12 protein-coding genes are annotated in these 12,469 nt (G+C 52.6%); 7 read left to right on the top strand and 5 right to left on the bottom strand.

The features are described from left to right. Nucleotides 1–104: 104 nt before the first annotated feature. Both mobB and mobA read right to left on the bottom strand, forming a co-directional pair. Nucleotides 105–614: a molybdopterin-guanine dinucleotide biosynthesis protein MobB gene (gene mobB, locus ABLV78_RS24725; protein ID WP_047045497.1), complete on the bottom strand. Its 510-nt coding sequence runs from the start codon at nucleotides 612–614 to the stop codon at nucleotides 105–107. Then, nucleotides 611–1,192: a molybdenum cofactor guanylyltransferase MobA gene (gene mobA / locus ABLV78_RS24720; RefSeq protein WP_047045494.1), complete on the bottom strand. Its 582-nt coding sequence runs from the start codon at nucleotides 1,190–1,192 to the stop codon at nucleotides 611–613. Before mobA ends, mobB begins: the two co-directional genes overlap by 4 nt. A gap of 71 nt (nucleotides 1,193–1,263) precedes the next feature. Here mobA and ABLV78_RS24715 point away from each other — a divergent pair, with 71 nt between their 5' ends. The 3 genes from ABLV78_RS24715 (at nucleotide 1,264) to dsbA (ending at nucleotide 3,245) form a co-directional block, all read left to right on the top strand. Further along, a complete protein-coding gene (locus ABLV78_RS24715) occupies nucleotides 1,264–1,533 on the top strand; it encodes a YihD family protein (protein WP_015368982.1) in 270 nt (89 codons plus the stop codon). Between the two features lie 75 nt (nucleotides 1,534–1,608). Beyond that, nucleotides 1,609–2,595, top strand: a complete 987-nt coding sequence (locus ABLV78_RS24710; protein WP_045395243.1) for a serine/threonine protein kinase — start codon at nucleotides 1,609–1,611, stop codon at nucleotides 2,593–2,595. Between the two features lie 26 nt (nucleotides 2,596–2,621). Then, nucleotides 2,622–3,245 carry a thiol:disulfide interchange protein DsbA gene (gene dsbA, locus ABLV78_RS24705; RefSeq protein ID WP_045395245.1) on the top strand — a complete coding sequence of 208 codons (624 nt, stop codon included), beginning with the start codon at nucleotides 2,622–2,624 and terminating at the stop codon, nucleotides 3,243–3,245. Between the two features lie 44 nt (nucleotides 3,246–3,289). On the opposite strand, the gene yihG is transcribed toward dsbA, so the two are convergent. Continuing rightward, on the bottom strand, nucleotides 3,290–4,192 hold the full coding sequence (yihG, locus tag ABLV78_RS24700; RefSeq protein WP_047045491.1) for a 1-acylglycerol-3-phosphate O-acyltransferase, YihG family: 903 nt from the start codon (nucleotides 4,190–4,192) through the stop codon (nucleotides 3,290–3,292). Between the two features lie 396 nt (nucleotides 4,193–4,588). Between yihG and polA the strand changes: the two genes are divergently transcribed. Beyond that, nucleotides 4,589–7,369 (top strand): DNA polymerase I, encoded by a 2,781-nt coding sequence (gene polA / locus ABLV78_RS24695; RefSeq protein WP_045395250.1) that lies wholly within the window; start codon nucleotides 4,589–4,591, stop codon nucleotides 7,367–7,369. A 165-nt stretch (nucleotides 7,370–7,534) separates the two neighbouring features. Further along, complete coding sequence (gene spfP, locus ABLV78_RS24690; RefSeq protein WP_071892919.1) at nucleotides 7,535–7,582, top strand: small protein SpfP; 48 nt, start codon at nucleotides 7,535–7,537, stop codon at nucleotides 7,580–7,582. A gap of 134 nt (nucleotides 7,583–7,716) precedes the next feature. Here spfP and yihA read toward each other — a convergent pair whose 3' ends face one another. Then, the gene (gene yihA / locus ABLV78_RS24685) at nucleotides 7,717–8,349 is read right to left on the bottom strand and encodes a ribosome biogenesis GTP-binding protein YihA/YsxC (RefSeq protein WP_045395252.1); all 633 of its coding nucleotides are present in this window, start codon (nucleotides 8,347–8,349) and stop codon (nucleotides 7,717–7,719) included. Between the two features lie 581 nt (nucleotides 8,350–8,930). On the opposite strand from yihA, the gene yihI reads away from it, so the two are divergent. Together yihI and hemN are read left to right on the top strand one after the other, a co-directional pair. Next, on the top strand, nucleotides 8,931–9,437 hold the full coding sequence (gene yihI, locus ABLV78_RS24680) for a Der GTPase-activating protein YihI (RefSeq protein ID WP_045395254.1): 507 nt from the start codon (nucleotides 8,931–8,933) through the stop codon (nucleotides 9,435–9,437). Between the two features lie 188 nt (nucleotides 9,438–9,625). After that, nucleotides 9,626–10,999: an oxygen-independent coproporphyrinogen III oxidase gene (gene hemN, locus ABLV78_RS24675; protein ID WP_047045488.1), complete on the top strand. Its 1,374-nt coding sequence runs from the start codon at nucleotides 9,626–9,628 to the stop codon at nucleotides 10,997–10,999. Between the two features lie 54 nt (nucleotides 11,000–11,053). Here hemN and glnG read toward each other — a convergent pair whose 3' ends face one another. Continuing rightward, nucleotides 11,054–12,463, bottom strand: a complete 1,410-nt coding sequence (gene glnG, locus ABLV78_RS24670) for a nitrogen regulation protein NR(I) (RefSeq protein ID WP_015368973.1) — start codon at nucleotides 12,461–12,463, stop codon at nucleotides 11,054–11,056. Between the last annotated feature and the right edge of the window lie 6 nt (nucleotides 12,464–12,469).

Here is a 12,469-nt window from a genome sequence, read left to right as displayed (position 1 = left end):
TTTTGGTGTTTTGTGGCCAGACCGTCGCCACTCCCCCGGTGGCGCCGCGCTTACCGCTCCTTCCCCGGGCTACACCGCCTCCGGGAAAACATCCTATCTCTAAACTACGATTGCTTTTCTAACCAACTCGCAATAAACGTCGCGATCTGTGGGATATTATTTAAATCCAACAGCGGAAGTGACGTCGCGATGGGCACATCGCTGGCCACGGCGATCGTATGTTCATCAATCACCAACTCTTCTACACGATGTCCGCTGTTTTGCCGGAAAAGAAGGATCTTCGGCACAGGTTCATGCTTAAAACCCTCCACCAAAACAAAATCCAACTTGTTCGAATCCATTCTACTTACCAGCCATTGAAGGTCTAATTCAGCCTCATCTGGGGTTTCTGTCATCAGCGCCCAGCGCTGCTTACTGGCGACAATGGTTTGTGAAGCGCCAGCTTTACGCAACTCATAACTATCCTTGCCCGGCTTATCGACATCCATATCGTGATGAGTGTGTTTAATCAGCCCCGGGCGTAACCCTTTGGCGCAGAGTTCAGGAATAAGACGCTTTAATAATGTTGTTTTCCCGGTACCGCTCCATGCGGCGATCGCCAGTAAGGGGATCATGATGGCTCCTGCATTTGCTGCAACTCATCCAACGTATTCACATTGATGAATGCTGATTTCACATCGCTGAAATTCACCGGGCGCCCACCCACCTGGCGCATAAAGACCATCACCCGGCGTTCTCCATGAGCAAGATAAGTCTCCAGTTCCGGTATGATTTGACGATGAACTAATGCAACGGCGGGATGATCGCGCTCGCCATCGTGTGCCCAAACCACCGGTGACGAGGCTTTCTGTTGTAAAAAACGCTCGACCAGAAAAGAGGGGATGAACGGCGTGTCGCAGGGGCAAAAAACAAACCAGGGGCTATCTACCTGCTGCATAACGGCAAGCATTCCGGCCAGTGGACCTGGGTAATCATTCTGCGTATCGCGATATACCGGATATCCGCTGGCATGCCAGCGCTCAAGATGACGGTTAGCGCTAATCACTAACCTTGCTACCTGCGGCTCTAATGTATCCGCAACGTGACGCCAGAGAGGACGACCATTCAGCAGCTGCAATCCCTTATCAACACCGCCCATGCGCGTAGCTCTTCCACCCGCCAGCACGACGCCGGTTATTGCCTCGCTTTGCATATTAATATCGCCTCTTTCATTGTGGGATTGACCCTGTTAACTTGTCCCTATCAAGAGTAAGGAGCATGACTATGAAATGTAAACGCCTGAATGAAGTAATTGAGCTTCTCCAGCCTGCCTGGCAAAAAGAACCTGAACTGAACCTGATGCAATTCTTGCAGAAACTGGCGGCTGAAGCAGGTTACAAAGGTGAACTGGCCGATCTTTCTGATGATATTCTGATTTATCACCTGAAGATGCGTGATTCATCGAAAGAGGCCGTCATCCCGGGTATACAGAAAGATTATGAAGAGGATTTCAAAACCGCACTACTACGCGCGCGCGGTGTTATTAAAGAGTAAAAGGTTGTAAGTGCTGCCGCGAAACCGGCTACGAGATGATATCCTGAAGCATTCGTACGATTATCGGATGTCAGGATGCACGATAAGGCTTTTACTTTTCAGACGCTTCACCCGGATACCATCATTGATGGATTATTCGATCTGGGAATGCGGGTCGACTCCGGTCTGACTCCGCTTAATAGCTATGAGAACCGTGTTTACCAGTTTCAGGACGAAGATCGCCGCCGCTACGTGGTGAAGTTCTATCGTCCTGAACGCTGGTCTGCAGAACAGATCCTCGAAGAACACCAGTTTGCGCTTCAGCTCGTAGAGGATGAAGTGCCCGTTGCCGCGCCGCTCTTATTTAACGACAGCACGCTACATCAACATCAGGGATTCTTCTTTGCCGTCTTCCCAAGCCTCGGCGGCCGCCAGTTCGAAGCAGATAATCTTGACCAAATAGAATGGGTCGGGCGCTATCTTGGCCGCCTGCACCAGACCGGTCGTAAGCAGCGTTTTAATGCGCGTCCGGAAATTGGCGTACAAGAATATCTGTTGGAACCACGCCAGGTATTTGAACAGGCGACGCTTATTCCATCTGGCCTGAAGGCTGATTTCCTGGGTGCGGCTGATAAACTCATCGATGCCGTCAGGTCGCAGTGGCACGGGCGTGCGGATACGCTTCGTCTGCATGGCGACTGCCACGCCGGCAATATCCTGTGGCGCGATGGGCCGCTGTTTGTTGATTTAGATGATGCCCGCACCGGCCCGGCAGTACAGGATCTCTGGATGCTGCTGAATGGCGATAAAGCCGAACAGCGCATGCAGCTGGAGACCATCATTGAGGCCTATGAAGAATTCAGTCCCTTCAACACGGACGAAATCGCTCTCATCGAACCTTTACGCGCCATGCGTTTAGTTTATTATCTGGCGTGGCTGCTCAGGCGTTGGGACGATCCTGCTTTCCCTATAAATTTCCCATGGTTAACCGGGGAAGATTATTGGCGCGGGCAGACTGCAACATTTCTTGAGCAGGTGAAGGTTCTGCAGGAACCCCCTCTTCAGTTAACGCCAATGTATTAATGTGATATATCAGGAGAGAAATAATCATGAAAAAAATTTGGCTGGCGCTGGCTGGTATGATTCTGGCTTTCAGTGCATCCGCTGCCCAGATCACCGACGGCAAGCAGTACACCACCCTTGATAAGCCGGTTGCAGGCGAACCTCAGGTCCTTGAGTTCTTCTCATTCTACTGCCCGCACTGCTATCAGTTTGAAGAAGTGCTGCACGTTTCCGACAACGTACGTCAGAAACTGCCGGAAGGCACCAAAATGACCAAGTATCACGTTGAATTCCTGGGCCCGTTGGGTAAAGACCTGACCCAGGCATGGGCTGTGGCGATCGCGCTGGGCGTTGAAGATAAAATTACCGCGCCGATGTTTGAAGCGGTACAGAAAACTCAAACCGTTCAGTCCACTGCTGACATCCGTAAAGTCTTCGTTGATGCGGGCGTTAAAGGTGAAGATTACGACGCGGCATGGAACAGCTTTGTGGTGAAGTCTCTGGTCGCACAGCAAGAGAAAGCCGCAGCCGATTTACAGCTGCAGGGCGTTCCGGCGATGTTTGTTAATGGTAAATACCAGCTGAACCCGCAGGGTATGGATACCAGCAACATGGACGCGTTTGTTTCTCAGTACGCAGATACTGTGAAACAACTGGTTGAAAAGAAATAAAAAAAATGCCGGTCACTGACCGGCTTTTTTTATCGACTAAATAGTTACGACTTTTCGTTACCCTGCATAATGTCAGTGAGCTGACGATCTTTTTCTTCCCAAAGCCCATTCAGCCAGCGCTGGAAACCACGCTTAAAGTTTTTATCATTGACGTAATCACCGTGTAATTCCTCGCCAATCGGCACCAGATTAATACGTACCACGATACGCGTCAGGCGACCGCTTAACATATCGTAAAACGGCCTGGTATTATTGTCCGGATAGCACAGCGTAACGTTCAGTAGCTTATCGAACTGTGCGCCGAGGACGTTTAACGCCATTGCTATGCCCGCAGCTTTAGGCGGCAGTAGGTTGTGGTAAGGCGAGCGCGTCTCGCGCTTCTTTTCTGCGGTAAACCTTGAGCCTTCGACGAAATTGACGATGGTAGTCGGATGAGAACGGAATTTTTCACATGAGCGGCGAGTCGTTTCGACGTCTTTACCGCGGCGTTCCGGGTGGCGCAGTAAGTAGCCGCGCGAATAACGGCGCATAAAAGGCATATCAAGCGCCCAGCAGGCCAGGCCGATAAACGGTACCCAGGCCAACTGCTGCTTGAGAAAATACTTATTCATTGGGATATGTTTGCGAAACAGGACGCAAAGTACCACGATATCCGCCCAGCTGTGATGATTGCTGATAAGCAGATACCAGTTCTTTTTATTCAGCCCTTCCAGCCCCTGAACATCCCATTTCAACCATGGGTTGAGATGCAGCAGCAGCGCCAGTCCTTCGCACCAGCAATACATCATGAAATTGCAAAAAACAGAAATAGAACGCCAAACCGCCGGGATAGGTACCAGCAGTTTAATCAGCCCGGCGATGATAATCGGCACGGAACAGATAATGGTGACTAAGATGGTAAGGGCGATACTCAGCGGGAGTGTTATCGCAGCGAGTAATCTCGACATAGTTAGTTTATTCAGAAAGTTAGGCCGGCAAAGAACGTTCTTAAACCGCGCAAGGGGCTGATTTTACCAGAAAACGCGGCAAATAACGGGTCTTACCAGAACAGAAAAAAACGCGAATCTTATATCCACATGGAACATTGAGTCATCATGAAGCATATATAGCCTTGGGTGCATGATTAATGCATTGATATATAATGATTTATAAGATTCTTTGTTACATGGTTTAGGCTTTTTTGGCTGAGGCGATAAAACTATGCACAAAGTTATCCACAGATAATATTGTGCAGCGATTCACCTCTGCGATGAATCTTTTCGGCTAAATGCGGGAAAAATTCAGGATTTCATGCCCGTCTGTGGCATCCTTTACCCATAATCTGATAAACAGGCACGGAAATTATGGTTCAGATCCCAGAAAACCCTCTCATCCTCGTCGACGGCTCCTCTTATCTATACCGGGCTTACCACGCCTTCCCGCCGCTAACCAATAGCGCAGGGGAGCCTACCGGCGCAATGTACGGCGTGCTGAATATGCTGCGTAGCCTGATCCTGCAGTATCAGCCGACGCATGCCGTCGTGGTATTTGATGCCAAAGGGAAAACCTTCCGTGACGAATTGTTTGAGCACTACAAATCACATCGTCCGCCGATGCCGGACGATCTACGCGCGCAGATCGAACCTCTGCACAAGATGGTGAAGGCGATGGGGCTGCCGCTGATGGCGGTGCCTGGCGTTGAAGCGGATGACGTTATCGGCACGCTGGCTCGCGAAGCGGAAAAAGTGGGCCGTCCGGTACTGATCAGCACCGGCGATAAAGATATGGCTCAGCTGGTGACGCCGGGCATTACCTTAATCAACACCATGACCAACACTATTCTCGGCCCGGAAGAGGTCGTGAATAAGTACGGCGTACCGCCGGAACTGATTATTGATTTCCTGGCGCTGATGGGCGACTCCTCAGATAACATACCTGGCGTCCCGGGCGTTGGGGAAAAAACGGCGCAGGCGCTACTGCAGGGATTGGGCGGTCTGGATGCGCTCTATGCGGAACCAGAAAAAATCGCCGGGCTGACCTTCCGCGGCGCGAAAACGATGGCGGCGAAGCTGGAGCAGAACAAAGAGGTGGCCTACCTCTCTTATCAACTCGCCACAATAAAAACCGATGTGGAGCTGGATCTCGGCTGCGAAGAGCTGTTAGTTGCGCAGCCGGCGGCAGATGAGCTGCTGGCGTTGTTTAAGCAATATGAATTCAAACGTTGGATCACCGATGTCGAATCCGGCAAATGGCTACAGGGGAAAGGCGCTAAACCAGCGGCGAAACCAGCTGAAGCTGCGGTGATTGTGGAAGAAGAGGTCGCCGCGACGCTCTCTGCCGAGCACTATGTGACGATCCTGGATGAAGCGACGCTGGTTGAATGGATTGCCAAACTGAAGAAAGCGCCGCTATTCGCTTTTGATACCGAAACGGATAGCCTCGATAACATTTCCGCCAATATGGTTGGTCTGTCATTCGCGATTGAGCCTGGCGTCGCGGCTTATGTGCCGGTGGCCCATGATTATCTCGACGCGCCGGATCAGATCCCACGTGAACGCGTGCTGGAGCTGCTCAAGCCGCTGCTGGAAGATGACAAGGTGCTAAAAGTAGGGCAAAACCTGAAGTACGATCGCGGCATCCTGGCCAACTACGACATTGAACTGCGTGGTATTGCTTTCGACACCATGCTGGAATCCTACACCCTCGACAGCGTCGCGGGTCGACATGATATGGATAGCCTGTCCGATCGCTGGTTGAAACACAAAACCATCACCTTTGAAGAGATTGCCGGTAAGGGAAAAAATCAGCTTACCTTCAATCAGATCGCCCTGGAAGAGGCCGGTCGTTACGCCGCGGAGGATGCTGACGTGACGCTGCAACTGCATCTGAAGATGTGGCCGCAGCTGCAGCAGCATGAAGGCCCGCTGAATATCTTTAAAAATATCGAGATGCCGCTGGTGCCGGTGCTGTCGCGGGTTGAGCGCAACGGCGTGAAGATCGATCCGGCGGTGCTACATGCGCATTCGCAGGAGATCGCGAAGCGTCTGGTTGAGCTGGAACAACGCGCCCATGAGATTGCCGGTGAGGAGTTCAACCTCTCTTCTACCAAACAGTTACAAACCATCCTGTTTGAAAAGCAGGGCATCAAGCCGCTGAAGAAAACGCCAGGCGGCGCGCCGTCGACTTCTGAAGAGGTGCTGGAGGAACTGGCGCTGGATTATCCGCTGCCGAAGGTGATCCTCGAGTATCGCGGGCTGGCGAAGCTGAAATCGACTTATACCGATAAGCTGCCGCTGATGATTAACCCAAAAACCGGCCGTGTTCATACCTCGTATCATCAGGCGGTAACGGCGACCGGGCGGCTCTCTTCGACCGATCCTAACCTGCAGAACATTCCGGTGCGTAATGACGAAGGTCGCCGCATTCGTCAGGCGTTTATTGCGCCTGAGGATTACCTGATTGTGTCTGCCGACTATTCGCAGATTGAGCTGCGCATCATGGCGCACCTGTCGCGCGATGAAGGGCTGCTGAAGGCTTTTGCGGAAGGTAAGGATATTCACCGCGCCACCGCGGCAGAGGTGTTTGGCCTACCGCTGGAAAGCGTCAGTAATGAACAGCGCCGTAGCGCGAAGGCGATTAACTTCGGCCTGATTTACGGCATGAGCGCATTTGGGCTGGCGCGTCAGCTGAATATTCCGCGTAAAGAAGCGCAGAAGTATATGGACCTCTATTTCGAGCGCTATCCGGGCGTACTGGACTATATGGAACGTACCCGCGCGCAGGCGAAAGAGCAGGGCTATGTCGAAACGCTGGAAGGGCGCCGTCTGTACCTGCCGGATATCAAATCCAGCAATGGCGCCCGCCGCGCGGGCGCGGAACGAGCGGCTATCAACGCTCCGATGCAGGGAACGGCGGCGGATATTATTAAGCGGGCGATGATTGCCGTTGATGACTGGCTGCTGAGCGAAAAACCGCGCGTGCGGATGATCATGCAGGTGCACGATGAACTGGTGTTTGAAGTGCACAAAGACGATCTGGACAGCGTATCGAAGAAGGTGCATGAGTTAATGGAAAACAGTACCACCCTGGCCGTGCCGTTATTAGTGGAAGTCGGTAGCGGCGAAAACTGGGATCAAGCGCACTAAGTGGGCAATCTGTAAGGCTCTTTTTTGTAAGTAAGCAACATAACTTATAGATTTTTGTGATGGTCATTTGAATTTGTTATGTAAATAGTGAAAAAAAACTACAAAAAGTGCTTTATCCATAACCGAAAGAAGAGTAAAGTTATTCGCGTAGGGTACAGAGGTAAGATGTTCTATCTTTCAGACCTTTTACTTCACGTAATCGGATTTGGCTGAATATTTTAGCCGCCCCGGTCATTTATGACCGGGGCGTTTTTTATTGCGCGAAAGAAAAGTTTTACGTGCTGACAACAGCGCAAAATGAACGTCCGGATAGGGCGCTGGGCGCCATTATCCGGAAAAAGCGGGGGTTACTCTGCGTCTTCGGCGGCTTCTTGCGGCGGGATTTCGTTAAACCAGCTATCCAGCTTCTGACGCAACTTATCCACGCCAGATTTTTTCAGCGAAGAGAAAGGTTCAACCTGGATATCGCCATTGAAGGCCAGTACCGCTTCACGCACCATATTGACCTGCGCTTTACGCGCGCCGCTGGCGAGCTTATCGGCTTTGGTTAGCAGCACCAGCACCTGAATATCGCTTTCTACCGCCCACTCGATCATCTGCTGATCGAGATCTTTCAGCGGATGACGAATATCCATCAATACCACCAGGCCTTTCAGGCACAGACGTTTTTCAAGATACTCACCCAGCGCTTTCTGCCATTTGATTTTCATCTCTTCCGGCACCTGCGCGTAGCCATAACCCGGCAAGTCGACCAGGCGTTTACCTTCCGCAACCTCAAACAGGTTGATAAGCTGGGTACGACCCGGCGTTTTTGACGTACGCGCCAGGCTTTTCTGGTTAGTCAGCGTATTAAGGGCGCTGGATTTGCCCGCATTTGAGCGGCCAGCGAATGCCACTTCGATTCCGGTATCGGATGGAAGATGGCGGATATCAGGCGCGCTCGTAACAAAATGCGTCTGTTGATAATTCCAGTTGGTCAAGACTGTCGTCTCCGTAAAATCAGGCTATGGCGGGGATTATACCTGAAAGGCAGAAAAAGGCTGTTTTTACCGCACGCCGTTACTGTAAGTAAAAACCATACGCTTTGTGAGACATTGCCCATAAGGACTATACGAAATTTGTGAGAAAAACCTGACGTCAAATTCATAGATCACCGTTAAATCATGCTGTTACAGGAAACTCCATATCCTTAAGCTATCTTTTCATCCTACAGGTGGTTGTCGATTTCCGGCAAAACGGTAAAGTAGTGGGCAAAGGCGAGGAAGCCAGAGGATTACGACTCAGGACGAGGGGTCAGGAGCGCCAGGAGGCGAAGACCAGGATTGTCAGGATGACAAACGTCTGGAGACGTTTTAAAAGGGAAAGGGATAGAACAAGGACCGTTGGAAGCTAAGGGAAAGACAGGGTAAGTCGATAGCTGACATGGAAAGTGGAAACCCGTTAAGGGTTGTGAGTGCGGAAAAAGGCGACAGATTAATCTGTCGCCTTTTTTCTTTGCTTGCTTTCTGCTAGATTCCGCCTCAATTCTATACTGAAGAAAACTGTCTGAAGATCACACATCATGAAAAAACCGGCATCCGCATCGCGCGGTAAAGCACGTGGTAAGTCGCGTGAAGAGTTGAACCAGGAAGCACGCGACCGTAAACGTCAGAAAAAACACCGCGGCCATGCCGCAGGCAGCCGCGCCAGCGGCGGCGATGCTGCTTCAGCAAGCAAAGGTCGCAGCCAGCAGCAGGACCCACGTATTGGCAGCAAGAAACCGATCCCGCTGGGCGTGACTGAAAGCACCCCGGCCGTTAAGCAGCACAAACCGAAGAGCGAGAAACCTATGCTTTCACCGCAGGCTGAGCTGGATTTGCTGGAGAATGATGAGCGCCTGGACGCGCTGCTGGAACGTCTGGAAGAGGGCGGTACCCTGAATGCTGAAGAGCAGGCCTGGGTCGATGCCAAACTGGATCGTATTGACGCGCTGATGCAGCAGCTTGGCCTCTCCTATGATGACGACGAGGACGAGGAAGAAGAAGAGCGTCAGGAAGATATGATGCGTCTGCTGAAGGGTGGAAACTAACGTTTGCATCCCATCGGATTCCCGGTCCTGCTTATAACCCTTCTGGTTATATGTTATCTGCTGTGGTTATTCGTTAAACTAAGACGGTTGTCGCGGCGTCAAAAATGGCTGCGCAACCGGCTCATGACCCGAGGTGCGGTTGGGCCGGCACGACGTACCCGTCGGCGGCATCATCGGAAGGAGTGAGCATGTCTGAGCAGTTAATCGACTGGGATCTGGCCCTTATCCAGAAATATAACTATTCCGGGCCGCGATATACCTCGTATCCCACCGCGCTGGAGTTTTCTCCGGCGTTCGGCGCTGCTGATTTTGCCGCCGCCGTCGCCCGCTACCCGCAGCGCCCGCTGTCGCTGTACGTCCATATCCCGTTCTGCCATAAGCTCTGCTATTTCTGCGGCTGTAATAAGATTGTCACCCGTCAGCAGCATAAGGCCGATCAGTATCTTGATGTCCTTGAGCAGGAAATTATTCACCGCGCGCCGCTTTTTGCCGGCCGTCAGGTTAGCCAGCTGCACTGGGGCGGCGGTACGCCAACCTATCTCAACAAAGCGCAAATCAGCCGCTTGATGAATCTGCTGCGCGACCACTTTAACTTCAACGCCGATGCGGAAATCTCAATTGAGGTTGATCCGCGTGAAATCGAACTGGATGTACTGGATCATTTACGATCCGCAGGGTTCAACCGTCTGAGCATGGGGGTGCAGGATTTCAATAAAGAAGTACAGCGCCTGGTGAACCGTGAACAAGATGAAGAATTCATCTTTGCGCTGCTGCGTCATGCGCGTGAGATTGGCTTCACATCGACCAACATCGATTTGATTTACGGTCTGCCGAAGCAAACGCCGGAAAGCTTTGCCTTCACGCTGCAGAAAGTGGCTGAACTCAACCCGGACCGTCTGAGCGTCTTTAACTACGCGCATCTGCCAACGTTATTCGCTGCGCAGCGCAAAATTAAAGACGCGGATTTACCGAGCGCAGAGCAGAAACTGGATATCCTGCAGGAAACCATCGCTTCGCTTACCGACGCTGGCTATCAGTTTATCGGCATGGACCACTTTGCCCGGCCGGACGATGAACTGGCGATTGCCCAGCGCGAAGGCGTGCTGCACCGCAACTTCCAGGGATACACCACCCAGGGCGATACCGACCTGCTTGGAATGGGCGTGTCGGCGATCAGTATGATTGGCGACTGCTACGCGCAGAACCAGAAAGAGCTGAAACAGTATTACCAACAGGTCGATGAAAGCGGTACCGCGCTGTGGCGGGGCATTGCGTTAACCCGCGATGATTGTATCCGCCGGGATGTCATTAAGGCCCTGATTTGCAACTTCCGTCTTGAGTTCGCGGCGGTTGAAACGCAGTGGGATCTTATCTTCAACGATTACTTTGCCGAAGATATGAAATTGCTGGCGCCGTTGGCGAAAGACGGGCTGGTGGATGTGGATGAAAAAGGAATACAGGTCACGGCAAAAGGCCGTCTGTTGATTCGTAACATCTGTATGTGCTTCGATGCCTATCTGCGGCAGAAAGCGCGCCTGCAGCAGTTCTCTCGCGTTATTTAAGCGAATCCCGGTGAGCCAGCTCACCGGGCGTTCATTTCGCCACTAAGACCGGTGTTATTCCATTCCCAGCTCTTTTAGCTTCCGCGTTAACGTATTTCGCCCCCAGCCCAGCAGGCGAGCGGCTTCCTGCTTATGCCCTTGCGTATGACGCAGCGCGGTGGTGAGCAATGCACGCTCCATCTCCGGCTGCGCTTCTGATAGCAGGTTTTGATGACCGGAACGCAGGGCGCGGTCAGCCCATTGCCCCAGCAGCGTCGCCCAGCTATCCGGTTGGATCTGCGTTGGGCTATCGGGAATCGACGTTTCGAACAGCTCGGACGGCAGATCCTGGGTCAATACCTCCTGGCCTGCTGCCATCACCGTTAGCCAGCGACAGGTGTTCTCCAGCTGGCGTACGTTACCGGGCCAGGCCAACCGCGTCAGCGCCGCTTCCGTTTCCGGATGCAGCTGCTTGGCTTCGACGCCCAGTTCGCGGGCGGCAATCTGCAGGAAGTGGCGCGCCAGGCGCGGAATATCTTCCCGGCGTTCGCGCAGCGGCGGCAAATGTACGCGAATCACGTTCAGGCGATGGAACAAATCTTCACGGAATTTTCCTTCCTGCACGCGTAGCTCAAGGTTCTGGTGGGTCGCGGCAATAATCCGCACATCGACTTTCACCGGTGCATAACCGCCAACGCGATAAAATTGACCGTCAGCCAGCACGCGCAGCAGTCGCGTCTGAACATCCAGCGGCATATCGCCAATTTCATCAAGGAACAGCGTACCGCCATCGGCCTGCTCAAAACGCCCCTGACGGACGGTATTGGCGCCGGTAAAAGCTCCTTTTTCATGGCCGAACAGTTCCGATTCAATCAAATCTTTCGGAATGGCCGCCATGTTAAGGGCGATAAACGGCGATTTGGCGCGTGGACTGTGACGATGCAGCGCGTGGGCGACCAGCTCTTTACCGGTACCTGATTCGCCGTTGATCAGTACGCTGATTGAGGAGCGTGACAGTCGGCCAATGATGCGAAACACATCCTGCATCGCCGGCGCTTCGCCAATAATATCGGCCGTCGGGCTGCTGACCGGCGTATTACGCGGCTGCTGCTGCTCCTGATAATGGCTAATCGCACGGTCAACCAGCGCGACAGCCTCATCGATATCAAAAGGTTTCGGCAGGTAATCAAAGGCCCCCTGCTGATAGGCGCTGACGGCGGCATCGAGATCCGAGTGCGCGGTCATAATGATGACCGGAAGCATCGGATGGCGTTGTTTAATCTGCTTTAACAGCGCCAGGCCGTCCATCCCAGGCATGCGAATGTCGGAAAGTAAAACGTCCGGCGTTTTGGTAGTGAGGGCATCAAGCACCTCATTGCCGCTCTCAAACGTGGTGCAGCTTAAACCCGCTCCGGTGAGTGCGCGTTCAAGCACCCAACGGATGGAGCTATCGTCATCGACTACCCAGGCTATCCCTCGTTGCATAAACAC

Source organism: Klebsiella sp. CN_Kp075, assembly GCF_040065055.2.
Classification (GTDB): Bacteria; Pseudomonadota; Gammaproteobacteria; order Enterobacterales; family Enterobacteriaceae; genus Klebsiella; species Klebsiella aerogenes.
The sequence above is the reverse complement of the archived record's forward strand: the minus strand, read 5'-3'. Positions and strand labels throughout refer to the sequence as shown.

Coding starts and splice junctions, on each gene's coding strand:
- mobB (WP_047045497.1), bottom strand. CDS start 614: ATGATCCCCTTACTGGCGATCGCCGCATGGAGCGGTACCGGGAAAACA.
- mobA (WP_047045494.1), bottom strand. CDS start 1,192: ATGCAAAGCGAGGCAATAACCGGCGTCGTGCTGGCGGGTGGAAGAGCT.
- ABLV78_RS24715 (WP_015368982.1), top strand. CDS start 1,264: ATGAAATGTAAACGCCTGAATGAAGTAATTGAGCTTCTCCAGCCTGCC.
- ABLV78_RS24710 (WP_045395243.1), top strand. CDS start 1,609: ATGCACGATAAGGCTTTTACTTTTCAGACGCTTCACCCGGATACCATC.
- dsbA (WP_045395245.1), top strand. CDS start 2,622: ATGAAAAAAATTTGGCTGGCGCTGGCTGGTATGATTCTGGCTTTCAGT.
- yihG (WP_047045491.1), bottom strand. CDS start 4,192: ATGTCGAGATTACTCGCTGCGATAACACTCCCGCTGAGTATCGCCCTT.
- polA (WP_045395250.1), top strand. CDS start 4,589: ATGGTTCAGATCCCAGAAAACCCTCTCATCCTCGTCGACGGCTCCTCT.
- yihI (WP_045395254.1), top strand. CDS start 8,931: ATGAAAAAACCGGCATCCGCATCGCGCGGTAAAGCACGTGGTAAGTCG.
- hemN (WP_047045488.1), top strand. CDS start 9,626: ATGTCTGAGCAGTTAATCGACTGGGATCTGGCCCTTATCCAGAAATAT.
- glnG (WP_015368973.1), bottom strand. CDS start 12,463: ATGCAACGAGGGATAGCCTGGGTAGTCGATGACGATAGCTCCATCCGT.